The organism is Vibrio chagasii, from assembly GCF_024347355.1.
Classification (GTDB): Bacteria; Pseudomonadota; Gammaproteobacteria; order Enterobacterales; family Vibrionaceae; genus Vibrio; species Vibrio chagasii.
This window is the reverse complement of record NZ_AP025465.1, coordinates 3388318-3413052: the sequence shown is the minus strand read 5'-3', so window position 1 is coordinate 3413052 and position 24735 is coordinate 3388318. Positions and strand designations below refer to the sequence as shown.

The 24735-nt window shown below is 45.6% G+C and carries 26 protein-coding genes; 25 read left to right on the top strand and 1 reads right to left on the bottom strand.

Features of this window, described 5'->3' with window-relative positions; translation table 11 throughout:
- Positions 1-310: 310 nt before the first annotated feature.
- From OCV52_RS15820 to OCV52_RS15705, 24 genes are all read left to right on the top strand, one after another.
- The gene (locus tag OCV52_RS15820) at positions 311-1060 is read left to right on the top strand and encodes an amino acid ABC transporter substrate-binding protein (protein ID WP_137407569.1); all 750 of its coding nucleotides are present in this window, start codon (positions 311-313) and stop codon (positions 1058-1060) included.
- A gap of 115 nt (positions 1061-1175) precedes the next feature.
- Positions 1176-1847 carry an amino acid ABC transporter permease gene (locus OCV52_RS15815; protein WP_004739268.1) on the top strand — a complete coding sequence of 224 codons (672 nt, stop codon included), beginning with the start codon at positions 1176-1178 and terminating at the stop codon, positions 1845-1847.
- Positions 1844-2581 carry an amino acid ABC transporter ATP-binding protein gene (locus OCV52_RS15810; RefSeq protein ID WP_004739269.1) on the top strand — a complete coding sequence of 246 codons (738 nt, stop codon included), beginning with the start codon at positions 1844-1846 and terminating at the stop codon, positions 2579-2581. The genes OCV52_RS15815 and OCV52_RS15810 overlap by 4 nt, the downstream gene beginning before the upstream one ends.
- 206 nt (positions 2582-2787) lie before the next feature.
- A complete protein-coding gene (gene rpmH / locus OCV52_RS15805) occupies positions 2788-2922 on the top strand; it encodes a 50S ribosomal protein L34 (protein WP_004735800.1) in 135 nt (44 codons plus the stop codon).
- A gap of 45 nt (positions 2923-2967) precedes the next feature.
- Positions 2968-3291 (top strand): ribonuclease P protein component, encoded by a 324-nt coding sequence (rnpA, locus tag OCV52_RS15800; protein WP_017055478.1) that lies wholly within the window; start codon positions 2968-2970, stop codon positions 3289-3291.
- A complete protein-coding gene (gene yidD / locus OCV52_RS15795; protein ID WP_102426369.1) occupies positions 3258-3515 on the top strand; it encodes a membrane protein insertion efficiency factor YidD in 258 nt (85 codons plus the stop codon). The genes rnpA and yidD overlap by 34 nt, the downstream gene beginning before the upstream one ends.
- A gap of 2 nt (positions 3516-3517) precedes the next feature.
- Positions 3518-5140: a membrane protein insertase YidC gene (gene yidC / locus OCV52_RS15790; protein ID WP_137407568.1), complete on the top strand. Its 1623-nt coding sequence runs from the start codon at positions 3518-3520 to the stop codon at positions 5138-5140.
- A 129-nt stretch (positions 5141-5269) separates the two neighbouring features.
- Positions 5270-6631, top strand: coding sequence for a tRNA uridine-5-carboxymethylaminomethyl(34) synthesis GTPase MnmE (gene mnmE / locus OCV52_RS15785; protein ID WP_061033980.1), 1362 nt, complete (start codon positions 5270-5272; stop codon positions 6629-6631).
- A 50-nt stretch (positions 6632-6681) separates the two neighbouring features.
- The gene (mioC, locus tag OCV52_RS15780; RefSeq protein ID WP_137407567.1) at positions 6682-7116 is read left to right on the top strand and encodes an FMN-binding protein MioC; all 435 of its coding nucleotides are present in this window, start codon (positions 6682-6684) and stop codon (positions 7114-7116) included.
- 482 nt (positions 7117-7598) lie between these two features.
- On the top strand, positions 7599-9494 hold the full coding sequence (gene mnmG / locus OCV52_RS15775; protein WP_061033952.1) for a tRNA uridine-5-carboxymethylaminomethyl(34) synthesis enzyme MnmG: 1896 nt from the start codon (positions 7599-7601) through the stop codon (positions 9492-9494).
- Positions 9494-10126: a 16S rRNA (guanine(527)-N(7))-methyltransferase RsmG gene (gene rsmG / locus OCV52_RS15770; protein WP_137407566.1), complete on the top strand. Its 633-nt coding sequence runs from the start codon at positions 9494-9496 to the stop codon at positions 10124-10126. The genes mnmG and rsmG overlap by 1 nt, the downstream gene beginning before the upstream one ends.
- Positions 10127-10140: 14 nt before the next feature.
- Positions 10141-10914 carry a ParA family protein gene (locus OCV52_RS15765; protein ID WP_026084427.1) on the top strand — a complete coding sequence of 258 codons (774 nt, stop codon included), beginning with the start codon at positions 10141-10143 and terminating at the stop codon, positions 10912-10914.
- 23 nt (positions 10915-10937) lie between these two features.
- The gene (locus tag OCV52_RS15760; RefSeq protein ID WP_137407565.1) at positions 10938-11819 is read left to right on the top strand and encodes a ParB/RepB/Spo0J family partition protein; all 882 of its coding nucleotides are present in this window, start codon (positions 10938-10940) and stop codon (positions 11817-11819) included.
- A gap of 191 nt (positions 11820-12010) precedes the next feature.
- The gene (locus OCV52_RS15755) at positions 12011-12400 is read left to right on the top strand and encodes a F0F1 ATP synthase subunit I (protein WP_004739288.1); all 390 of its coding nucleotides are present in this window, start codon (positions 12011-12013) and stop codon (positions 12398-12400) included.
- A gap of 8 nt (positions 12401-12408) precedes the next feature.
- The gene (gene atpB / locus OCV52_RS15750) at positions 12409-13206 is read left to right on the top strand and encodes a F0F1 ATP synthase subunit A (protein WP_004739289.1); all 798 of its coding nucleotides are present in this window, start codon (positions 12409-12411) and stop codon (positions 13204-13206) included.
- 52 nt (positions 13207-13258) lie between these two features.
- Positions 13259-13516 carry a F0F1 ATP synthase subunit C gene (gene atpE / locus OCV52_RS15745; protein WP_004411110.1) on the top strand — a complete coding sequence of 86 codons (258 nt, stop codon included), beginning with the start codon at positions 13259-13261 and terminating at the stop codon, positions 13514-13516.
- A 59-nt stretch (positions 13517-13575) separates the two neighbouring features.
- On the top strand, positions 13576-14046 hold the full coding sequence (atpF, locus tag OCV52_RS15740) for a F0F1 ATP synthase subunit B (protein WP_032498590.1): 471 nt from the start codon (positions 13576-13578) through the stop codon (positions 14044-14046).
- Between the two features lie 15 nt (positions 14047-14061).
- Entirely contained in the window at positions 14062-14595 is a 534-nt protein-coding gene (gene atpH, locus OCV52_RS15735) for a F0F1 ATP synthase subunit delta (protein ID WP_004739291.1), read from the top strand.
- Positions 14596-14608: 13 nt separating this feature from the next.
- A complete protein-coding gene (gene atpA, locus OCV52_RS15730) occupies positions 14609-16150 on the top strand; it encodes a F0F1 ATP synthase subunit alpha (RefSeq protein WP_008221384.1) in 1542 nt (513 codons plus the stop codon).
- Positions 16151-16198: 48 nt separating this feature from the next.
- The gene (gene atpG, locus OCV52_RS15725; protein WP_008221382.1) at positions 16199-17065 is read left to right on the top strand and encodes a F0F1 ATP synthase subunit gamma; all 867 of its coding nucleotides are present in this window, start codon (positions 16199-16201) and stop codon (positions 17063-17065) included.
- 51 nt (positions 17066-17116) lie between these two features.
- Positions 17117-18520, top strand: coding sequence for a F0F1 ATP synthase subunit beta (gene atpD / locus OCV52_RS15720; protein WP_008221380.1), 1404 nt, complete (start codon positions 17117-17119; stop codon positions 18518-18520).
- A gap of 18 nt (positions 18521-18538) precedes the next feature.
- On the top strand, positions 18539-18961 hold the full coding sequence (locus tag OCV52_RS15715; RefSeq protein ID WP_004739296.1) for a F0F1 ATP synthase subunit epsilon: 423 nt from the start codon (positions 18539-18541) through the stop codon (positions 18959-18961).
- 183 nt (positions 18962-19144) lie between these two features.
- Positions 19145-20503, top strand: a complete 1359-nt coding sequence (glmU, locus tag OCV52_RS15710) for a bifunctional UDP-N-acetylglucosamine diphosphorylase/glucosamine-1-phosphate N-acetyltransferase GlmU (RefSeq protein ID WP_008221377.1) — start codon at positions 19145-19147, stop codon at positions 20501-20503.
- Between the two features lie 221 nt (positions 20504-20724).
- The gene (locus tag OCV52_RS15705) at positions 20725-22344 is read left to right on the top strand and encodes a sensor domain-containing diguanylate cyclase (protein ID WP_137407584.1); all 1620 of its coding nucleotides are present in this window, start codon (positions 20725-20727) and stop codon (positions 22342-22344) included.
- A 74-nt stretch (positions 22345-22418) separates the two neighbouring features.
- Here OCV52_RS15705 and punC read toward each other — a convergent pair whose 3' ends face one another.
- Complete coding sequence (punC, locus tag OCV52_RS15700) at positions 22419-23630, bottom strand: purine nucleoside transporter PunC (protein ID WP_137407564.1); 1212 nt, start codon at positions 23628-23630, stop codon at positions 22419-22421.
- 163 nt (positions 23631-23793) lie between these two features.
- Here punC and punR point away from each other — a divergent pair, with 163 nt between their 5' ends.
- Complete coding sequence (gene punR, locus OCV52_RS15695) at positions 23794-24708, top strand: DNA-binding transcriptional activator PunR (RefSeq protein ID WP_061033956.1); 915 nt, start codon at positions 23794-23796, stop codon at positions 24706-24708.
- The last annotated feature ends 27 nt before the right edge of the window (positions 24709-24735 follow it).

Below are 24735 nucleotides of genomic sequence, written 5' to 3'. Positions count from 1 at the left end.
GGTGCCCCCACTCTATTTAAGTAATATGAAATGACTGCTAATTTTACCTGTTGATAAGTCAGATCACCAGCAATTGATCACAGATCCAGTGAATAAGATCCAAGTTATTCACAATAAATTTGTAATTAACCGGCGGATCCGCACATCTTGCCCCTAATTTACTCACACAACGATCCACTTATGCCCGGATCCTTGCTAGTTATCCCCAAAACGAGAATGCGATCTAGTTATGGTTAATAACATCTGGTTATTTATTCTATCGAGCAATTTACCAGTAACATCCAATCCCATAAATATAAGGAGTTACCAAATGAATAACTGGATTAAGGCTGCAATTGCGGCTATCGCACTCTCTGCTGCTACTGTTCAAGCTGCGACTGAAGTTAAAGTCGGCATGTCTGGTCGCTACTTCCCATTTACTTTCGTTAAGCAAGACCAACTACAAGGTTTTGAAGTGGATTTATGGGATGAGATCGGTAAACGTAACGACTACAAAGTTGAGTACGTGACAGCGAACTTCTCTGGTCTGTTTGGTCTTCTTGAAACGGGTCGAATCGATACCATTTCTAACCAAATTACAATGACGGATGCACGTAAAACGAAATACCTATTCGCAGACCCATACGTAGTAGACGGCGCACAAATTACCGTTCGTAAGGGTAATGACAGCATTAAAGGTATCGAAGACCTTGAAGGCAAAACAGTTGCGGTAAACCTAGGCTCAAACTTCGAACAACTGCTACACAGCTACGATAAAGATGGCAAGATCAACGTGAAAACCTACGACACAGGTATTGAACACGATGTCGCTCTTGGTCGTGCTGATGCATTCGTTATGGATCGCCTATCTGCACTAGAGCTTATCAAGAAGACTGGTCTACCATTACAGCTAGCAGGTCAGCCATTCGAAACGATTGAAAATGCTTGGCCTTTCGTAGACAACGACAACGGTAAGAAACTACAAGCCGAAGTAAACGAAGCATTAGCAGCAATGCGCGCAGATGGTACGCTAGAAAGTATCTCTCAGAAATGGTTTGGTGCGGACATTACTCAGAAGTAATCACTCACTCTCCATTCAAGGCCCACTGCTTTATACAGCGGTGGGCTTTTGCTTTTATATCACTGATAAAAACGCTTGATATCACGCGGCTTCCAATAAAAATACGAGATAGATTATGGGATTTGATTTTAACTACATGCTAGAGCTGCTACCGATACTGTTGAAGTATCTTGGCACCACCATGGAGATGGCGATTTGGGGCTTGTTCTTTGCTCTGATCCTGTCTGTGATACTGGCAAACATTCGTGTGTTCAAAATCCCAGTACTCGACCAACTCAGCCAACTTTATATTAGCTTCTTCCGTGGCACCCCACTGCTGGTTCAGCTGTTCCTCCTCTATTACGGCCTACCTCAGGTGTTCCCGTGGATGGTTGGTTTAGATGCATTCAGTGCTGCAGTCATTGGTTTAACCCTGCACTTTGCCGCTTACATGGCAGAGAGTATCCGCGCCGCGATTATCGGTATTGATCGCAGTCAGATGGAAGCGAGCCTTTCGGTAGGTATGACGACGAGCCAAGCGATGCGTCGAGTGATCTTGCCGCAAGCGACCCGCGTTGCTCTGCCTTCTCTGATGAATTACTTCATCGATATGATCAAATCAACCTCACTCGCCTTCACCCTTGGTGTAGCTGAGATTATGGCTAAGGCTCAGATGGAGGCGTCTTCAAGCTTCCGTTTCTTCGAGGCTTTCTTGGCAGTAGCGCTGATTTACTGGGGCGTGGTGGTTATCCTCACTCGCATTCAAATCTGGGCCGAAGTGAAACTGAATAAGGCGTACGTACGATGATCAAATTACAAAATATCCACAAGCACTTTGGTGACACCGAAGTGCTTAAAGGGATCGACCTAGAAATCAAGCAAGGTGAGATCATTGTTATCATAGGTTCGAGTGGTACAGGAAAGTCGACACTACTGCGCTGTGTGAACTTTCTTGAGCAAGCCGACCAAGGCACGATCTCAATTGATGACATCAAAGTCGATGCCAAAAAGCACACCAAAGCAGAGGTGCTAGCACTGCGACGTAAGACTGGCTTTGTTTTCCAAAACTATGCCCTATTTGCTCACCAAACCGCCAAGCAAAACATTGCTGAAGGTTTGATTACAGTGCGTGGTTGGAAGAAGCAGCAAGCCTATGAAAAAGCACAGCAAATACTGGATGATATCGGCCTAGGTGACAAAGCAGACAGCTACCCTGCTGCGCTTTCTGGTGGTCAGCAACAACGTGTTGGTATTGGCCGTGCTATGGCACTCCAACCCGAGCTTTTACTGTTTGATGAGCCAACTTCTGCGCTGGATCCTGAGTGGGTTGGCGAAGTACTTAACCTAATGAAAAAATTGGCAAACCAGCATCAAACCATGCTGGTGGTTACCCATGAAATGCAGTTCGCTAGAGAGGTCGCAGACCGAGTGATCTTCATGGCTGACGGTCATATTGTCGAGCAGGGATCTCCACAGGATATTTTTGGTAATCCACAAGATCCTAAATTAAAAAAATTCCTAAATAAGGTGGGGATCGACTAAGGATCCTTGTGATTTTAGTTATTCTACGTATAATCCCCCGACCGGAATTTTAGTTAACCCAATCATTGACACTTTTTGTGACAGTGATTACAATTCCGCCTCTTTGTTGAGAGGCGTCGGTTTTCCTTTCTTATATAAAGAAGAGAAAAAATGCCCACGCCGGGTTTAACAAAAACCTAAAACTACTGATCAGTAAGGTAATTACAATGAAACGCACTTTTCAACCTACAGTTCTAAAGCGTAAGCGTACTCACGGTTTCCGTGCTCGCATGGCTACTAAGAACGGTCGCGCAACAATCAATGCACGTCGTGCAAAAGGCCGTAAGCGTCTTTCTAAGTAATCTTTGATTATTTTGAATAAGCTAGCCTTCGGTCGGGAGTTACGCTTGTTAACTCCCGAACATTATCAAAATGTCTTCAAGCAAGCTCATCGAGCTGGCTCTCCTCATTTCACCATCATTGCTCGAAATAACTCTCTTTCAAATCCTCGCCTTGGATTAGCCGTTCCGAAAAAACAGATTAAAACCGCCGTGGGTCGTAATCGATTCAAGCGTCTTACTCGTGAAAGTTTTCGTAACACTCAGCACAAACTTCCTAACAAAGATTTTGTTGTAATCGCTAAGAAGAGCGCGCAAGATTTAAGCAATGAAGAAATGTTCAAGCTACTCGACAAATTATGGCTTCGCCTGTCTCGCCCTTCGCGTGGATAGCGCTAATACCCATCTATTTTTATAGATGGTTTATTAGTCCACTCATCGGCCCACGCTGCCGATTTACTCCAACCTGCTCTTTATATGCGATAGAAGCGTTGAAAGCTCACGGTTTTGTAAAAGGGTGTTGGTTATCAGGCAAACGTCTATTAAAATGCCATCCTTTGAACGATGGGGGCTTTGACCCCGTTCCACCAGTCCAAAAACAAGACAGAGATAAATAACGATGGATTCTCAACGTAATATCCTGTTAATCGCATTGGCTTTGGTTTCTTTCCTACTTTTCCAACAATGGAATGTAGCTAAGAACCCAGCTCCACAAGCGGTTGAGCAGGCACAATCTGGCAGCACCCTACCAGCGCCATCTTATGCAGATGATCTAGACCCGGCTCCTGGTCAAGTTGCTTCTTCTGCAAAAACTATCACAGTGACCACTGATGTACTGACTCTGTCAATTGATACGGTTGGTGGTGATGTTGTGAAAGCAGACCTAAATGATTACTCAGCTGAGTTTGATTCTGAAGAGAGCTTTGTTCTTCTTAAGAATGAACCAGGCCACCAATTTATCGCGCAAAGCGGTCTAGTTGGTCCTCAAGGTATCGACCTTAGCAGCACTAACCGCCCTAGCTACACGGTTTCAGCAGACAGCTTAACGCTGGCTGACGGTCAGGATGAACTACGCATCCCAATGACTTACCAAGCGAACGGCCTAGATTACACAAAAACATTCATCCTTAAGCGCGGCAGCTACGCGATTGACGTTGAATACGATGTAGTCAACAACTCTGGTAACAATGCGACATTCGGTATGTACGCTCACCTACGTCAAAACGTTATGGATGACGGCGGTAGCCTAACAATGCCAACTTACCGTGGTGGTGCTTACTCTACGGAAGACACGCGTTACAAGAAATACAGCTTCGACGATATGCAAGATCGCAACCTGTCTCTTAACCTAGCAAACGGTCAAGGTTGGGCAGCGATGATTCAACACTACTTTGCAAGTGCTTGGATTCCACGCGACGAAGCAGGCAGCAACCTTTACACTCGTGTAATTGGTAACCTAGGCGACATCGGTGTTCGTATGCCGAACAAAACTATCGCTAACGGTGACGAAGCAAGCTTTAAAGCAACGCTTTGGGTTGGTCCTAAACTTCAAGACCAAATGGCAGCAACTGCACCAAACCTAGACTTGGTTGTAGATTACGGCTGGCTATGGTTCATTGCTAAACCACTTCATACTCTGCTTTCGTTCATTCAAGGCTTCGTATCGAACTGGGGTGTAGCAATTATCATCCTAACTTTCATCGTTCGTGGTGCTATGTACCCACTAACGAAAGCTCAGTACACGTCTATGGCGAAAATGCGTATGCTTCAGCCTAAGCTGACAGCAATGCGTGAGCGTATTGGCGACGACCGTCAACGCATGAGCCAAGAAATGATGGAGCTTTACAAGAAAGAGAAAGTAAACCCACTAGGTGGCTGTTTACCTATCCTTCTGCAAATGCCTATCTTCATTTCGCTATACTGGGCACTAATGGAGTCTGTTGAACTACGTCACTCACCGTTCTTCGGTTGGATTACTGACCTTTCAGCGCAAGACCCATACTACATCTTGCCACTTCTGATGGGTGCTTCAATGTTCCTAATCCAGAAGATGAGCCCGACGACTGTAACGGATCCAATGCAGCAGAAGATCATGACCTTTATGCCGGTTATGTTCACATTCTTCTTCCTGTTCTTCCCTTCAGGTCTGGTTCTTTACTGGCTAGTATCGAACATCGTAACTCTGATTCAGCAAACGCTTATCTACCGCGCGCTGGAGAAGAAAGGCTTACATTCTAAGTAAGTTCGATAATAGAAAGAGCTAAAGAAAGGCGACCAAAAGGTCGCCTTTTTGTTTTTAGCTGATTACAATTCAGCTAATTGATTAATCGTGAATGCCCTTTTTCGCGTTCACATGCTAGCAGGCACAACTATGACTACAGATACGATTGTTGCTCAAGCGACCGCGCCCGGCCGTGGTGGCGTCGGTATTATCCGCGTTTCCGGCCCATTAGCGACTCAGGTTGCCCTAGAAGTAACGGGAAAAACACTTAAGCCTCGCTACGCTGAGTACCTACCTTTTAAATCTGCCGATGGCATCGAGCTCGACCAAGGTATCGCGCTCTACTTCCCTAACCCGCACTCTTTTACCGGCGAAGACGTTCTAGAGCTGCAAGGTCACGGTGGCCCAGTGGTTATGGATATGCTCATCAAGCGCATCCTGGGGATCTCTGGTGTGCGTGCAGCTCGCCCTGGTGAGTTCTCAGAGCGTGCGTTCTTGAACGACAAGATGGACTTAACCCAAGCTGAAGCGATTGCTGACTTGATTGACGCAAGCTCAGAAGAAGCGGCAAAATCAGCGCTGCAATCATTGCAAGGTGAGTTCTCTAAGCGCATTAATACGCTGGTCGATTCACTGATTCACCTACGAATCTATGTTGAAGCAGCGATAGACTTCCCTGAAGAAGAAATCGACTTTCTGGCTGACGGTAAAGTAAGTGCTGACTTACAGGCTATCATCGATAACCTAGAGGCGGTGCGCCAAGAAGCCAACCAAGGCGCCATCATGCGTGAAGGCATGAAGGTGGTGATCGCTGGTCGCCCAAATGCCGGTAAATCTAGTCTACTGAACGCGCTGTCAGGCAAAGAGTCGGCAATCGTGACCGATATTGCTGGTACCACACGTGATGTACTGCGAGAGCATATCCATATTGATGGTATGCCACTGCATATTATCGATACCGCAGGCTTACGTGATGCATCTGACGAAGTCGAAAAAATCGGCATTGAGCGTGCTTGGGAAGAAATTGCTCAGGCTGACCGAGTCCTATTTATGGTGGATGGCACTACAACCGATGCCACTGACCCGAAAGATATCTGGCCAGATTTCGTTGATCGTTTGCCAAATAACATAGGGATGACCGTCATTCGTAACAAAGCGGATCAAACCAATGAAGAGCTCGGGATTTGTCACGTAAACGATCCAACTCTGATTCGCTTGTCCGCAAAAACAGGTCAAGGCGTGGATGCCCTACGCAGTCATCTAAAAGAGTGTATGGGCTTTGCTGGTGGTCATGAAGGTGGCTTTATGGCTCGCCGTCGTCACTTAGATGCGCTTGAGCGTGCCTCTGAGCACCTCGATATTGGCCAGCAGCAACTTGAAGGCTACATGGCGGGTGAAATCTTGGCGGAAGAGCTTCGTATCACTCAGCAACACCTTAATGAGATAACGGGCGAGTTCAGCTCAGACGATCTCTTGGGGCGTATCTTCTCTTCATTCTGTATTGGTAAATAACCCAAGAAGGCTGGCTAATGCCGACCTTTTTCTTTAGTAAGGACAGCTTAATGATCCACATTATTACAGGTAGCACCTTAGGTGGCGCTGAATACGTTGGCGATCACCTTAATGATCTTCTAGAAGAACAAGGCCATGAGATAACGCTACACAACCAGCCTACATACAATGATATCCCTCAACAAGGCTTCTGGTTAGTGGTGACCTCGACCCATGGTGCCGGTGAATTTCCTGACAATATCAAGCCATTCATAGCCGATCTGACAGAGCACGCACCTCAACTCGATAAGGTTCGCTTTGCAGTCATTGCCATTGGTGATTCAAGCTACGACACCTTCTGCGCAGCAGGCCAAACCGCTCATGAGTTATTAACAAAACTTGGCGGACAGGCGATTTCTGACTGTTTTACCATCGATGTTTTGGAGACTCCGGTCCCTGAAGACGCTGCAGAAGAGTGGTTTAACGATCATAGTGACCAATTTTAACCCTCTATTCTCTTAAAAAAGCGGCTTTTGCCGCTTTTTTTGTGCCTGAATATCGAGATTGTGAATAACTTTTTGGGGTAAAAGCCGAAAATTAGCCATTTATTTTCAAGATCTGTTGTGGATAAGATCATACATATTCGGTGATTAACCTATAGTTATCCAAATAACAAGTTTTAGAGCTATTTACCCCTGTGAATAAGTAGCCATTTTGATCCCAGCTAATCCTCATCCTGATCAAAGTTAGATCACATCATTTGATCCAAAAAAGATCCATGATCTCGTTGATCATTTTTGACTTATCCACAGACCGCTTCGATCCTAATAATAGATCCAATAAAAGATCTCTTTAAAGATCTTATCTATATTAATTAAAAACAGCTTAATCGAAAAATTCCAAAAACGTTTTCTCAAGCTATGAAAACAGGTAGAATATCGCTCCTTTTTATCAGTCTAGAAAACGTTTGAATACCTGAGGTCGGTTCATGCTTTATCACGAAAAATTTGACGTCATCGTTGTTGGTGGCGGCCATGCAGGAACGGAAGCCGCACTCGCATCTGCACGTACTGGTCAAAGTACGTTATTACTTACTCATAATATCGATACCTTGGGACAAATGTCTTGTAACCCAGCTATCGGTGGTATCGGTAAGGGCCACTTGGTGAAAGAGGTCGATGCAATGGGTGGTTTGATGGCGCAAGCCATTGATCATGCAGGTATTCAGTTCAGAACACTAAACGCGTCAAAAGGCCCTGCGGTTCGTGCAACTCGCGCTCAAGCAGACCGTGCACTCTACAAAGCCTTTGTTCGTAATGTCCTTGAAAACACGCCAAATCTAACCTTGTTCCAGCAATCGGTTGATGACCTGATCGTTGAACAGGATCAAGTGGTCGGTGTGGTCACTCAAATGGGCCTTAAGTTCCGTGCTAATGCTGTGGTACTGACGGTAGGGACATTCCTCGGCGGTAAGATCCATATTGGTATGGAAAGCTCTTCTGGTGGTCGTGCTGGCGATCCACCATCGATCGCTTTGGCTGACCGACTTCGTGATCTTCCATTTCGAGTTGATCGCCTGAAAACAGGTACACCTCCTCGTATCGATGCGCGCAGTGTTGATTTTTCTGAACTTGAGGTTCAGCACGGTGATAACCCAACACCGGTTTTCTCATTCATGGGCAGCCGAGCACAACAGCCGCGCCAAATCCCATGTTACATCACGCATACCAATGAAAATACGCACGATGTGATTCGTGCCAACCTTGACCGTAGCCCGATGTACGCTGGCGTGATTGAGGGTATTGGTCCTCGCTACTGTCCTTCGATTGAAGACAAAGTGATGCGTTTTGCTGATAAAAACAGCCACCAAATTTTTATTGAGCCTGAAGGCCTAACGACACATGAGTTATACCCGAATGGTATCTCTACTAGTCTGCCGTTTGATGTACAGGTTCAAATTGTTCGCTCAATGAAAGGGTTCGAAAATGCTCACATCGTGCGTCCTGGCTACGCAATTGAGTATGATTTCTTTGATCCTCGCGACCTAAAACTGACTTACGAAACTAAGTTTATTAAAGGCTTGTTCTTTGCTGGTCAAATTAACGGTACTACCGGTTATGAAGAAGCAGCAGCACAAGGCCTCATGGCTGGCTTAAACGCAAGCTTATTCACTCAAGGCAAAGAGGGCTGGAGCCCACGTCGTGACCAAGCTTACATGGGCGTTCTTATCGATGACCTATCAACTATGGGCACCAAAGAACCGTACCGTATGTTTACGTCTCGTGCGGAATACCGTCTGTTGCTTCGTGAAGACAACGCCGATATCCGTCTGACAGAAAAATCTCGTGAACTTGGTTTGGTTGATGATGCGCGTTGGGCTCGATTCAACGAGAAGATGGACAACATGGAGAAAGAGCGTCAGCGTCTGAAAGAGACTTGGATTAATCCAAAATCTGAAGATATTGGCGCGCTGAACCAGATCCTAAAAACACCGATGTCTCGTGAAGCGAGCGGAGAAGATCTTCTGCGTCGTCCAGAAATGACTTATTCACAGCTGACGGCTCTGGATCGTTTTTCTCCAGCACTGGAAGATCAACAAGCGGCTGAGCAAGTTGAGATCCAAGTGAAGTACGAAGGCTACATTCAGCGTCAACAAGACGAAATTGAAAAATCACTGCGTCATGAAAACACCAAACTGCCGGCTGATATTGATTACAGCCAGGTAAAAGGGCTTTCTAACGAAGTAGTTCTAAAACTAACTAACGCTAAACCGGATTCAATTGGTATTGCTTCTCGTATTTCGGGTATTACACCTGCGGCAATTTCAATCCTATTGGTTTACTTGAAAAAACACGGCCTGTTGAAAAAGGGTGAGGAAGCATAATGAGCGTATTACGCGAAAAACTGGATCTCCTGATTGGCCAGACTGACCTAGAAGTATCTGAAAAACAACGTAGCCAGCTAGTTGGCTATGTTGAGTTACTCAACAAATGGAACAAGGCTTACAATCTGACTTCGGTTCGTGACCCATTAGAAATGATGGTGAAACATATCTTAGATAGCATCATTGTTAGCACTCACTTACAGGGTAAGCGCTTTATCGATGTGGGAACCGGACCTGGCTTACCTGGGATTCCGCTCTCAATCATGAACCCAGACTGCGAGTTTTACTTGCTAGATAGCTTAGGTAAGCGTATTCGTTTTATTAAGCAGGTGGTTCACGAGTTGGGAATCGACAACGTCGTGCCGGTCCAAAGCCGTGTTGAAGAGTTTCAACCTGAAGAAAAGTTTGATGCAGTGCTCAGTCGCGCATTTGCGTCAATGACAGACATGGTAGAGTGGTGTCACCATTTACCTAAAGAGCAATCCGGTGTATTTTTGGCTCTTAAGGGACAACATCCTAGAGATGAAATCGACCTGTTACCTGAATGGTGTTCAGTGACAGACATCAAAGCTTTGCGAGTACCAGAGCTTGATGGAGAGCGTCATCTAGTAACTTTATCGCGTCAGGGATAATCAGCGAGGCCATAGTGGGTAGAATCGTAGCAATTGCCAACCAGAAGGGCGGCGTAGGAAAAACAACAACTTGCATTAACTTAGCAGCATCAATGGCGGCGACAAAGCGCAAGATATTGGTTGTTGACCTCGATCCTCAAGGTAATGCCACTATGGCGAGCGGTGTCGACAAATATCAGGTTGAAGCAACTGCTTACGATTTGTTGGTTGAAGACACCCCATTTGATGAGGTGGTTTGTCGAAGTACATCTGGCAATTATGACCTCATCGCCGCTAACGGTGATGTTACTGCGGCAGAAATCAAGCTGATGGAAGTGTTTGCGCGCGAAGTTCGCCTTAAAAACGCACTCGCATCCATTCGCGATAATTATGATTTCATCTTTATTGATTGCCCACCCTCATTAAACCTTCTTACAATTAATGCCATGGCAGCTGCCGATTCCGTATTAGTTCCAATGCAATGTGAATACTTTGCTCTTGAAGGTTTGACTGCGTTGATGGATACCATAAGCAAGCTTGCGGCGGTGGTGAACGAGAACCTGAAGATCGAAGGTCTTCTGCGTACTATGTATGATCCTCGCAACCGCTTATCAAACGAAGTATCAGATCAACTCAAAAAACACTTCGGTAGCAAGGTCTACCGAACTGTGATCCCTAGAAATGTACGTCTTGCTGAAGCGCCGAGTCACGGCAAACCTGCAATGTACTACGACAAATATTCCGCTGGTGCTAAGGCATACCTTGCACTTGCTGGCGAAATGTTGCGTCGTGAAGAAGTCCCAGTATAGGTCTAACCAAAGGAATTCGCTCAATGTCTAAGCGTGGTTTAGGAAAAGGGCTAGATGCATTGCTTGCAACTAGTTCAATGGCTCGTGAAAAACAGCAAGTCGCTTCTCATAGTCAGGCGTTATCGGCTGATGGAGAGCTTACAGAATTGGCTGTTGGTAGCTTGAGGCCAGGTGTTTATCAACCGCGTAAAGATATCGCGTCTGAAGCGCTAGAAGAGCTGGCGGCTTCAATTCAATCTCAAGGCATCATTCAGCCAATCGTTGTACGTCCATTAGCGCAAGATCAGTATGAGATTATTGCGGGTGAGCGTCGTTGGAGAGCGGCTCGTCAAGCAGGCCTTAAGCAAGTGCCGTGTCTGGTCAAGCGAGTGGAAGACAAGGCCGCGATTGCGATGGCGTTAATCGAGAATATTCAGCGTGAAGACCTGAATGTTATTGAAGAAGCACAAGCGCTAGAGCGCTTACAGAATGAATTTGAACTGACGCACCAGCAAGTCGCTGATGTGATTGGTAAATCGAGAGCAACGGTTAGTAACTTATTACGTCTAAATCAGCTCGAAAATGAAGTAAAAGGTTTAGTTTCCAATAAACAACTGGAAATGGGGCATGCTCGAGCACTGCTTGCGCTCGAAGGTGATACCCAGGTTGAGGCAGCGAACACTGCGGCGACCAAAAACATGACCGTGCGTCAAACTGAACAACTTGTCAAAAAGTGTTTAAAACCAGACGTTGAGCCAGAATCGAAGCCAGAAGACACAGAAGCTATCGAACTTTCACGAAGACTCACTGAAAAATTGCAAGCAAACGTTTCAGTTACTCGTTCTGTTAGCGGTAAGTCAAAAGTGACAATTACTCTTGATGAGCCTCACAAATTAGAGCAACTTATTGCTAAATTAGAGTACTAAATGAGATAATTGATTTAGGTCAATTATGTAATAAACAAGTAATTTCGTACAAAAGTTGTCGGTTTGTATGCAAAAATGTAAATGATTGCAGCGTTCTTATTGCAATCGATTTGGCTGAACGTATAATTTTCGCCAATTTCTCAGCACGCTTTTTAGCGAGTGGTAAAGTGGGCTTAAAGAGGAACGAATACATGGTAGCGGCGTTAGCAAGACCAGGACGAGTGCTTGCAAAGCAAATGTTATTGATCGAGCTTAGCGCGGTTATATTAGTGGCGATAGGGTTAGGTTTAGCTGTTAATCCTGACTGGGGTTTTGCTGCATTTATCGGTGGCGGCATTTTTGTCATCGCGAATGTGGTTTTTTGTGTGTGTGCTTTCCTTTTTTGTGGAGCTCGCGCGACTAAGTTAGTTGCGGCGTCGTTCTATGCTGGCGAAGCGCTAAAAATCCTAATCACAGTTCTACTATTCTCTATTGTCTACATGTATATGCAGGTGGAGTTAATTCCCCTCAAACTGACCTATTTACTGGTTCTTGGTATTAATATCTTTGCGCCAGTGCTTTTCATTAACAATAAGAAATAGGACGAGTTATGGCTGCGGCAACAGCATCCGGATACATTGAACACCACCTACAGAATCTATCTTTAGCTAAGTTAGGTTTTGTAGAGGAGACAAGTTTCTGGAACGTACATATAGACAGTCTGTTTTTTTCGGTGTTGACAGGGATGTTATTCCTTTGGGTTTTTCGCTCAGTCGCTAAGAAAGCAACAGTAGGTGTACCTGGTAAGCTTCAGTGTTTTGTAGAAATGGTAGTGGAATTCGTTGGCGACAACGTTAAAGAAACTTTCCATGGCCGCAACCCGCTGATTGCCCCATTAGCACTGACTATATTCTGCTGGATTATTTTAATGAACTTGATGGACTTAGTGCCAATCGATTTCTTACCATATCCTGCAGAGCATTGGTTAGGCATCCCTTACTTGAAAGTGGTTCCTACAGCTGATGTAAATATAACCATGGCAATGGCTCTAGGTGTTTTTGCTCTGATGATCTACTACAGCATCAAAGTAAAAGGCTTGGGCGGATTTGCTAAAGAATTGGCACTGCATCCATTTAATCATCCAATCATGATTCCATTTAACTTGGTACTTGAGGTAATTTCGCTTCTGGCGAAGCCACTATCTCTAGGTATGCGTTTATTTGGTAATATGTTTGCGGGTGAGGTGGTGTTTATTCTTATCGCGGCAATGCTACCGTGGTACTTACAATGGGTAGGTGCACTACCTTGGGCTATCTTCCATATCTTGGTTATTTTGATTCAAGCATTTGTTTTCATGATGTTGACAATTGTTTACTTATCAATGGCTCATGAAGATAGTGATCACTAAAAAAAAATTTTTAAGCTTTATTCTAACTATTAATGTTAATCGGAGAACGTAAATGGAAACTGTACTAAGTTTTTCAGCAATCGCTGTTGCTATTATTGTTGGTCTTTGTGCCGTAGGTACTGCAATTGGTTTTGCTATTCTTGGTGGTAAATTCCTAGAAGGCGCTGCGCGTCAACCTGAAATGGCTCCTATGCTACAAGTTAAGATGTTCATCATCGCTGGTCTACTGGATGCTGTTCCAATGATCGGTATCGTAATCGCACTACTATTCACGTTTGCTAACCCATTTGTTGGTCAACTAGCAGGCTAATTAACTCTTCAATAGTTAATTAAATTTTTGTAGTTGATTCTTAACGAGGGGTAGCTGTTGTGAATATGAACGCAACTCTGCTAGGTCAAGCAATTGCTTTTTCACTGTTTGTTTGGTTCTGCATGAAATATGTATGGCCACCAATCATGCAAGCAATTGAAGAGCGTCAGAAGAAAATTGCTGACGGTCTAGTAGCCGCTGAGCGCGCTGCTAAAGACTTGAACCTGGCACAAGCCAACGCTTCTGAGCAAATGAAAGAAGCAAAGCGCACTGCAACTGAGGTTATTGAACAGGCAAACAAACGTAAAGCTCAAATTATTGATGAAGCTCGCGAAGAAGCTCAGGCAGAACGCCAGAAAATCTTAGCGCAAGCGGAAGCAGAACTTGAAGCTGAGCGCACACGTGCCCGTGATGACCTGCGCAAACAAGTCGCAACTCTGGCTATAGCTGGTGCTGAGAAGATCCTTGAGCGTACGATCGATAAAGACGTACACAAAGACCTTCTTGACAACATTACTGCAAAACTTTAAAGCAAGGGGCTGTATATGTCTGATTTGACAACAATCGCACGCCCCTATGCTAAAGCAGCTTTTGACTTTGCGGTAGAGAAAGGTGAGCTTGACCAATGGAGTCAAATGCTCTCTTTTGCTGCCGAAGTGGCACAAAACAATGATATCCACAATCTACTAAGCAGTTCTCTAACTGCTGAAAAATTAGCGGAAGTATTCATTGCAGTTTGTGGCGAACAATTTGATGAATTCGGCCAGAACTTGATTAAAGTGATGGCAGAGAATGGCCGCTTAATGGCTTTTCCTGATGTTTGCAAAGAGTTCTTATTGCTCAAACAAGAGCACGAGAAAGAGATCGACGTTGAAGTAACTTCAGCAGTTGAACTTTCAGAAGAACAACGCGCAGATATCAGCAGCAAATTGGAACAGCGCCTAGCGCGCAAAGTACAGCTGAATTGCAGTATAGATGAGACTCTGCTTAGCGGAGTTATTATTCGAGCCGGAGACCTAGTCATCGATAACTCAGCGCGTGGTCGACTAGACCGCCTGAGCGATGCATTGCAGTCTTAATGGGGATTGGAGCATGCAACTTAATTCCACTGAAATTAGCGATCTAATTAAACAACGTATTGAATCTTTCGACGTTGTTAGTGAAGCTCGCAATGAAGGTACTATCGTTTCGGTAAGCGATGGCATCCTTAGCATTCACGGCCTAGCGGACGTGATGCAAGGTGAAATGATTGAACTACCGGGTGGCCGTTACGCGCTAGCACTTAACTTGAACCGTGATTCGGTTGGTGCTGTTGTAATGGGCCCATATGCTGACCTACAGGAAGGCATGAAAGTTACAGGTACTGGCCGCATTCTTGAAGTGCCAGTAGGTCCAGAACTACTTGGTCGTGTTGTAAACACACTAGGTGAGCCAATTGATGGCAAAGGTCCTATCGAAGCGAAACTGACTTCGCCTGTAGAAGTAATTGCACCAGGTGTAATCGACCGTAAATCGGTAGATCAACCTGTACAAACTGGTTACAAGTCTGTTGATTCAATGATCCCAATCGGTCGTGGTCAACGTGAGCTAGTAATCGGTGACCGTCAAACTGGTAAAACAGCGATGGCGATCGATGCGATTATTAACCAAAAAGATTCAGGTATTTTCTCTATCTACGTAGCAATCGGTCAGAAAGCATCGACTATCGCTAACGTAGTTCGCAAACTAGAAGAGCACGGCGCGCTAGCTAACACTATCGTTGTTGTTGCATCAGCTTCTGAATCTGCAGCGCTACAATACCTAGCGCCATACGCAGGTTGTGCGATGGGTGAATACTTCCGTGATCGCGGTGAAGATGCATTGATTGTTTATGATGATCTATCTAAGCAAGCTGTAGCTTACCGTCAGATCTCGCTACTACTTAAGCGTCCACCAGGTCGTGAAGCGTTCCCAGGTGATGTTTTCTACCTTCACTCTCGTCTACTAGAGCGTGCTGCTCGTGTAAGCGAACACTACGTAGAAACATTCACTAACGGTGAAGTGAAAGGCAAGACTGGTTCTTTAACTGCTCTTCCTATCATCGAAACGCAAGCTGGTGACGTATCTGCATTCGTACCGACGAACGTAATCTCGATTACCGATGGTCAGATCTTCCTACAAACTGAGCTATTCAACGCGGGCGTACGTCCAGCTGTTGACCCAGGTATCTCAGTATCTCGTGTAGGTGGTTCAGCGCAGACTAAAATCATCAAGAAGCTATCTGGCGGTATCCGTACAGCTCTAGCACAGTACCGTGAACTTGCGGCATTCGCACAGTTCTCGTCTGACCTTGATGAAGCGACTAAGAAGCAGCTAGACCATGGTCAAAAAGTTACAGAGCTAATGAAGCAGAAGCAATACGCTCCTATGTCTGTATTTGACCAAGCACTTGTAATCTTCGCTGCAGAGCGTGGTTACCTTCAAGACGTAGAGCTTGCTAAGCTTCTAGACTTTGAAGCTGCTTTACTATCGTTTGCTCGCGGTCAATATGGCGATCTAGCTACACAGATCGACACAACGGGTGCTTACAACAATGATATCGAAGCTGAGCTGAAGAAGCTTGTCGACGATTTCAAAGCAACCCAGACCTGGTAATTGGTGGGTGGCCTTCGGGTCACCTCATACCATTAACGGAGAGTAACGATGGCCGGCGCAAAAGAGATACGTAATAAAATCGGTAGTGTTAAAAGCACACAGAAGATTACGAAAGCAATGGAAATGGTAGCAGCTTCAAAAATGCGTCGTTCTCAAGACGCAATGGAAGCTACTCGTCCATATGCAGAAACAATGCGTAAAGTGATCGGTCATTTGGCTAACGGTAGCCTTGAGTATAAGCATCCTTATCTTGAGGAACGTGAAGCCAAACGTGTTGGTTACATCATCGTTTCTACAGACCGTGGTCTTTGTGGTGGTTTGAACATTAACTTGTTCAAGAAAGCCATGAACGACATGAAAGATTGGTCTGAGAAAGGTGCTGACGTTGAACTGGCAATTATCGGTTCAAAAGCAACAGCATTTTTCAACAACAGCGGCGCGAAAGTAGCAGCTCAAGTTTCTGGCCTAGGCGATAGTCCTAGCCTTGAAGACTTAATCGGCTCTGTAAGCGTAATGCTAAAGAAATATGATGAAGGTGAATTGGATCGCCTGTTCGTAGTGTTCAACAAGTTTGAAAACACTATGGTACAAGAACCAACGATCGATCAATTACTTCCTTTGCCTAAATCAGATAGCGAAGATATGCAGCGCGATCATGCTTGGGACTACATTTATGAGCCTGAGCCAAAACCACTACTAGATGCACTATTGGTTCGTTACGTCGAATCTCAAGTGTACCAAGGTGTGGTAGAGAACCTTGCTTGTGAGCAAGCGGCTCGAATGATTGCAATGAAAGCTGCAACCGACAACGCTAGCGACCTAATCGATGATTTAGAGCTTGTGTACAACAAGGCGCGTCAAGCGGCTATTACACAAGAACTTTCTGAAATCGTTTCAGGCGCAGCAGCGGTTTAATCGCTTATTCGTTTTAAGCTTAGGTAAAACTAAATAGTTAGAGGATTAACGATGGCTACAGGTAAGATCGTACAGATCATCGGTGCGGTAGTCGACGTAGAGTTCCCACAGGGCGAAGTACCTCGTGTATACGATGCTCTGAATGTTAATGAAGTGAAAGAGCGTCTAGTTCTTGAAGTTCAGCAACAACTTGGCGGTGGCGTAGTTCGCGCAATCGTAATGGGTAGCTCTGATGGTTTACGTCGTGGTTTGACAGTTGAAAATACTGGCGCTCCAATCTCAGTACCAGTAGGTACTAAGACCTTAGGTCGTATCATGAACGTTCTAGGTGACGCGATTGATGAGTGTGGTGAAATCGGTGCAGAAGAGCACTACGCAATTCACCGTGAAGCTCCAAGCTACGAAGAACAGTCTAACGAGACAGCTCTTCTAGAGACGGGTGTTAAGGTAATCGACTTGGTTTGTCCATTCGCTAAGGGTGGTAAAATCGGTCTATTCGGTGGTGCAGGTGTAGGTAAGACCGTTAACATGATGGAACTTATCAACAACATCGCACTTCAACACTCTGGCCTATCTGTATTTGCAGGTGTAGGTGAGCGTACTCGTGAAGGTAACGATTTCTACTTTGAAATGCAGGAAGCAGGCGTTGTAAACGTTGAAAACCCTGAAGAATCTAAAGTAGCGATGGTTTACGGTCAGATGAACGAGCCACCAGGTAACCGTCTACGTGTTGCACTGACTGGTCTAACAATGGCTGAGCGTTTCCGTGACGAAGGTCGTGACGTTCTACTATTCGTAGATAACATCTACCGTTACACGCTTGCAGGTACTGAGGTATCAGCACTTCTAGGCCGTATGCCTTCTGCGGTAGGTTACCAACCTACTCTTGCAGAAGAAATGGGTGTTCTACAAGAGCGTATCACGTCAACTAAGCAAGGTTCTATCACGTCTGTACAGGCGGTATACGTACCTGCGGATGACTTGACTGACCCGTCTCCAGCAACAACGTTCGCGCACTTGGATGCAACGGTTGTACTTAACCGTAACATCGCAGCTATGGGTCTATACCCAGCGATCGACCCGCTAGATTCTACATCTCGCCAACTGGATCCATTGGTAGTTGGACAAGAGCACTACGACATCGCTCGTGGCGTTCAGTCTACACTTCAGCGCTATAAAGAGCTGAAAGATATCATTGCTATCCTAGGTATGGACGAGCTATCTGAAGAAGATAAGCAAGTAGTATCTCGTGCTCGTAAGATTGAGAAGTTCCTTACTCAGCCTTACCACGTAGCGGAAGTATTTACTGGTGACCCAGGTGTTTACGTACCTCTAAAAGAGACTCTACGTGGCTTCCAAGGTCTACTATCTGGTGAATACGATGACATTCCAGAGCAAGCGTTCATGTACTGCGGTACTATCGACGAAGCTATTGAGAATGCTAAGAAGCTATAAGGCTAACTAGGAGGCGATATGGCAGCAATAACCTTTCACCTAGACGTAGTAAGTGCAGAGAAAAAGCTTTTCTCTGGTCTTGTTGAGACGTTTCAGGTGACCGGTAGTGAGGGTGAGCTTGGTATTTTCCATGGTCATACTCCACTGCTGACCGCTATCAAGCCTGGTATGGTGCGTATTGTTAAGCAGCACGGCCACGAAGAAATCATTTATGTTTCTGGTGGTATGGTAGAAGTTCAGCCTGGTACAGCGACTGTACTGGCTGATACAGCTATCCGTGGTGAAGAACTAGACGCAGCAAAGGCGGAAGAAGCTAAGCGCAAGGCTGTGGAGAATATCCAAAATCAGCATGGCGACATAGACTTCGCACAAGCGGCCGGTGAACTGGCTAAAGCCATTGCTCAGTTACGAGTTATCGAACTGACAAAACAGCGCCGCTAATCTTTTATAAGATTATTGGTTCTGAGCTAAAGGCGACCTAAGGGTCGCCTTTTTGTTTTTTTGCATTCTCATGAGTGCTCACTTTACGTATCGCTACCGATTAAATGGTTATTACGATTTAAGTTTTTGCCTCAAAACGGTTACAATATCAGCTTAATAAAAATTACGTCGGATAGGTTTACAATGAAGTTTAGCGCGGTAATTCTTGCAGCGGGCAAAGGTACTCGCATGTACTCAAACACACCAAAGGTTCTGCATACTCTTGCAGGCAAACCAATGGTGAAGCATGTGATCGATACCTGTAATGGTCTAGGCGCTCAAAATATCCACTTGGTTTACGGCCATGGTGGTGATCAGATGAAGGCTACTTTGGCTGAGGAATCGGTAAATTGGGCACTGCAAGCAGAGCAGTTAGGTACAGGTCACGCGGTTGATCAGGCATCAGCGCACTTTGCTGATGATGAGAAAGTACTGGTGCTTTACGGTGATGTTCCTCTTATCTCGCCTGAAACTATTGAAAACCTATTAGATGCTCAGCCAAACGGTGGTATTGCACTACTTACGGTTGTGCTGGATAACCCAATGGGTTACGGCCGTATCATTCGTCGCAATGGTCCAGTAGTGGCTATCGTTGAACAAAAAGATGCAACGGATGAGCAGAAGCTTATCAAAGAGATCAACACTGGCGTTATGGTTGCGACGGGTGGTGATCTCAAGCGCTGGTTGTCTGGTTTAAGCAATGACAACGCGCAAGGTGAATACTACCTGACTGACGTTATTGCTGCGGCTCACGATGAAGGTCGTGCGGTAGAAGCGGTACATCCAGTTAGCCCAATTGAAGTTGAAGGCGTGAACGATCGCTCTCAACTGGCTCGTCTAGAACGTGCTTACCAAGCAGAGCAAGCTGACAAACTATTGAAACAGGGCGTTATGTTACGCGACCCTAGCCGTTTTGATCTACGTGGCGAACTGCAGTGTGGTATGGACGTTGAGATCGATACCAACGTTATTATTGAAGGCAGCGTAAGTATTGGTGATAACGTGGTTATCGGCACTGGATGTGTTTTAAAAGACTGTGAAATTGATGACAACACGGTTATTCGCCCATACAGCGTAATTGAAGGTGCAACTGTTGGTGAAGACTGTACCGTTGGTCCATTTACTCGCCTACGTCCAGGTGCTGACATGCGTAATGATTCGCACGTTGGTAACTTTGTGGAAGTGAAGAACACTCGTCTTGGTGAAGGCTCTAAAGCGAACCACCTTACTTACTTAGGTGATGCTGAGATTGGCCAGCGTGTTAACGTTGGTGCTGGTGCTATTACTTGTAACTACGATGGTGCGAACAAGTTTAAGACCATCATCGGCGATGACGTATTCGTTGGTTCTGATAGCCAATTAATCGCCCCTGTTACTATCGGCAATGGCGCGACAGTAGGCGCGGGTTCAACGGTAACGCGTGATGTTTCTGAAAATGAACTGGTTATCAGCCGTGCTAAAGAGCGCAAGATTGCGGATTGGCAGCGCCCAAAGAAAAAGTAATCTTCTAACACTTAAAGTTTGATTCTTGTGAAAGCCAGCAACTAACGTTGCTGGCTTTTTTGTCATCATTTACTGATAAAAAAATAATCTATTTCCTAATTGTATTTTGTAGGCAGATTGCTAATATTCAGGCTATCATTCTGTAAATTTAAAGTGTGTGCAAAATGAGACTTGTTGATAAAAAGTGGCAAACCTTGCCGATCGTTATTTTATCTTTTTCAATGCTGGTGGGCTTATACGGCTTTTACATCACCTTGGAAAAGTTAGTGGTAGAGAACGAACGTAACCATCTCGTCTCATTGATGTCTGATGTTGTCTACGCAATCCGTGAAGATAGCAGTTTGTTTACTCCCGGAGTGGATGTGGACGACTACATTGGCAACCTTACGCAAGCCAGTACTCGGTTGAGGATTCAGGTCATTAACACTGACGGAGTGGTGATTGGTGATACAGACCTTTCCGATCATGCACTTGCTAGCGTTGAGAACCACAGCAATCGTCCCGAGTTTCAGCAAGCTTTGAAAACCGGCCTTGGCAGCGATGTGCGCTTTAGTACCGTCACCTCTGTCGATCGTATCTATTACTCGCACAAAGAGTCGATGAATGGCAGCAGTTTCGTTATCGTGATTTCTTCACCAATGCATCAACTTAAGCAGATGAATTTCCAGCTAATGGGTATTCTGATCGGGATGGTCGTATTGAGCTTGAGCTTTTTGATTGGCACTTCGTATGTGAGTAACCGTCAGATAGTGCACAAGGTCGAAGAAGAGCAGAAGAAGCAAGATGAGCGCATTCGCCAAAGAACCCATGAGATTGAGCTGATGCACCGTCTGGCCAATATGCTTGCGGCATGTAACAACATGGTGGAAGCTCAGCAGATCGTCTCAGATATCTTGCCGCGAGTTCTTGGTAAGATGAACGGCAGTGTTTCATTGATGCGTGCTTCGCGTAACCAGCTCATCACTCAGCTAGATTGGGGGGATGCTTGGCCAGGAAGTGCAAGCTTTGCACCGGAAGAGTGTTGGTCACTGCGCAAGGGGCGAGCGCATCAATCAAATGATGACTTCCACTCGTTAACTTGTGGTCACATGCATGAGATGGAAAACAATCAGACTCTTTGTATCCCATTGACTGCGCATGGCAACACCATTGGCATCATGCACCTTTATTTCGGTCAAGGTCATATCGAGATTGACTCAATCACCGAGCAATTGGCTTTCAGTGTGTCAGAACATCTAGGTTTGGCGCTGGCTAACTTGAGCCTGCAAGAGAAGCTTCGCTCACAAGCCTTGAGCGATCCACTGACAGGGCTATTCAACCGCCGCTTCTTCGAGCAGAAGCTAGAAGAGCACTCGATGAATTCGGCCACCAGCGAACAGCCACTGTCTTTGTTAATGCTCGATTTGGATCACTTTAAACGCTTCAATGACAACTTTGGCTATGATGCAGGAGACTTCGTACTAAAAGAGATCAGTGCGCTACTCAAACAGAGTGTCAGTGAAGATGAGATCGCTTGTCGCTTAGGTGGTGAAGAGTTGGCGGTGCTGCTTCCACATTACACCATGCAGCAAGCGACCGAGTTCGGACAAACCTTGTGTGATGCAGTTCGTTCTATGCACTTAGAACACAAAGGGCTTTCTTTAGGTCAGTTAGGTGTATCGATCGGTGTTGCTACGTGTCCTAAGCCAGCCTCAGATACCGAATCTCTAGTGAAGATGGCGGACAACGCGTTGTACATGGCAAAAGACATGGGACGCAGTCGAGTGGTTAACTATGAGGAATACAGCCGCCAAAAGGCACCTGCGTTAGAAGTGGTTGATGGAGAAGCGGTTTCGCAGTAACTCTAGTGAGTACAACATTCAGATATAAAAAGAGCGAGTAACCTCGCTCTTTTTTGTTTTTACGAAGTTAGAAACTAGTCTTGCTTCTCTTCTGCAACAACACGAGAGTTATCTGGTGCTGCAAAGTGTTCAGAAAGCTCTTTGTTCGACACAATGTAGCCAACCCATAGGGCGCCCAAACAAATCACAACTGCGATGCCTGTTGCACTTAGTGCTTGGCTTGCCATTGCTGCTACCAATGCGCTTGATAGGCCGCTGATGCTGATTTGCAAGCTATTCTGTAGACCAGCCGCTGTTGCTGGGCTTTGTTTCGCACTTGATAGAGCACGGTTTACTACGATTGGGTAAAGCGCGCCATTCGCGATTGCAATCAGACAGAAGGGTGCAAGTAGAGGCCAGATTGATGTCAGTTCCCACTGCGATGCGATAAAGATAAGCATTGCAGCAACGCTGAACAAACCAATCAGATTTCTTAGTACCACACCATCACCATACTTCTTCACGGCTTGCTTACCGAAGTAACCACCCGCCATGAATGCGATCGTCTGTGGGATGAAACTCAGACCGATGTCTTTTGCTTCGTAGCCTAATTGAGCCATGATCTCAGGCATACCCGTTAGGTAAGCGAAGAACGCTGCAGAAGCCGATGCAAACATCAATACGTTGCCCACGTAAGGCTTCGATTTCAGCAGCATCTTGATATCAGTCTTAACTGATGTTTGTTTTACTTCTGGCGCTTCTTTTGGTTGAGCCATAGTGGTTGCCACTAGCAGCGCACCCATCAGTGTTAACGTCACGAAGATGCTGTGCCAGCCAAAGTTATCTGCCAGTAGTACACCAAGTTGAGGTGCCAGAGCTGGAGACAGTGCCACCAAAGGCATGATGGTTGCAAAAATTTGTTGGCTGCTGCTCTCTGAGTAACGCTTAATAACCATCGCTTGCCAGATTACCGCTGGTGCACATACGCCAATCGCTTGAATGAAGCGCAGCGTCAGTAGGTGCCATACCTCAGTACTGAATGCCAAACCGAACGAAGCGGCAGTGAAAATAAAAAGACCAACCGCTAGCGTATTGCGGTGACCGTATTTATCACTCGCTAATCCCCATAGAAGTTGACCCATAGCCATACCGCCAAGGAACACAGTAAGAGATAGTGCTATCTGTTCAGGACCGGTTGCGAAATCGATCTCCATCGCCTTAAATGCAGGAAGGTACATATCGGTCGCGATAAAACCTAGCATTGAAAGTACTGCAAGGTAAACCAATTGAAATTTAGAAATATTCATAAGATGCCGTTACGCTAAAAGTAGTGATGTTTTTATCATCAAAAAAATTGTTTGATATACAGAGGTAAAAGTCCCTGTTTATTTATGCTGACATTCTATTTTTCGGATCTGATAAAATAAAACGCTAAAATATGTGGTTATCAATCAAAAAATTTGAAGGCTTATGTTCTCTAAATCCTCTTTAGAAATGCTCGATACTGTGGCGCGCTTAGGCAGTTTTACCGCGGCGGCTGAGCAGTTGCACAAAGTACCCTCGGCGATCAGTTATGGTGTTAGGCAGGTCGAGCAAGAACTGGATGTGCTACTTTTCAGGCGCTTACCGAGAAAGGTCGAGCTCACTCCGGCAGGTGAACTGTTCATTGAAGAGGCGCGTGCACTGCTGAGGCAGATGGAAGAGGTCAGTGCTCAGACTCGTCGAGCAGCTCGTGGCTGGAAGAAAACTTTGCGCCTCACGCTCGACAATGTGGTGAAGCTCGACAAGATGAAGCCGATGATTGAAGAGTTTTATCAAACTTTTGAGTTTGCTGAGCTACAGATCAACATGGAAGTGTTTAACGGCTCTTGGGAGGCAATAGCACAAGGTAGAGCGGATATCGTGATTGGCGCGACCTCTGCGGTGCCAGTGGGTGGCGATTTTGAAGTCAAAGACATGGGGCAATTAGATTGGGCGTTTGTGATGTCGCCAAGCCACCCGTGTGTGCGCGAACAGAACCTTAATGAAGAGTTCGTGAGCCAATATCCAGCTATCTGCTTGGATGATACCTCAAGCGTGCTGCCTAAGCGTCATACTGGACACTACGCCAATCAAAGGCGTTTGCTGTTACCTAACTGGTATAGCGCTATTGAATGCCTGAAGAACGGTGTTGGCGTGGGGTACATGCCGAGGCATATTGCCGCGCCGATTATCGAACAAGGTTTGCTGGTGGAGAAAATCTTGCCAGAGCCTAGCCCGTTGAGCCAGTGCTGTTTGGTGTGGCGAAAAGACGATAACCATAAGTTGATCGAGTGGATGGTCAATTATTTAGGATCCAGTGAACAACTTCACCGTGATTGGTTGGATCATCGCAAAGCGATCTAGTTGAAAGATCTTTGTTGGTAAGATCAA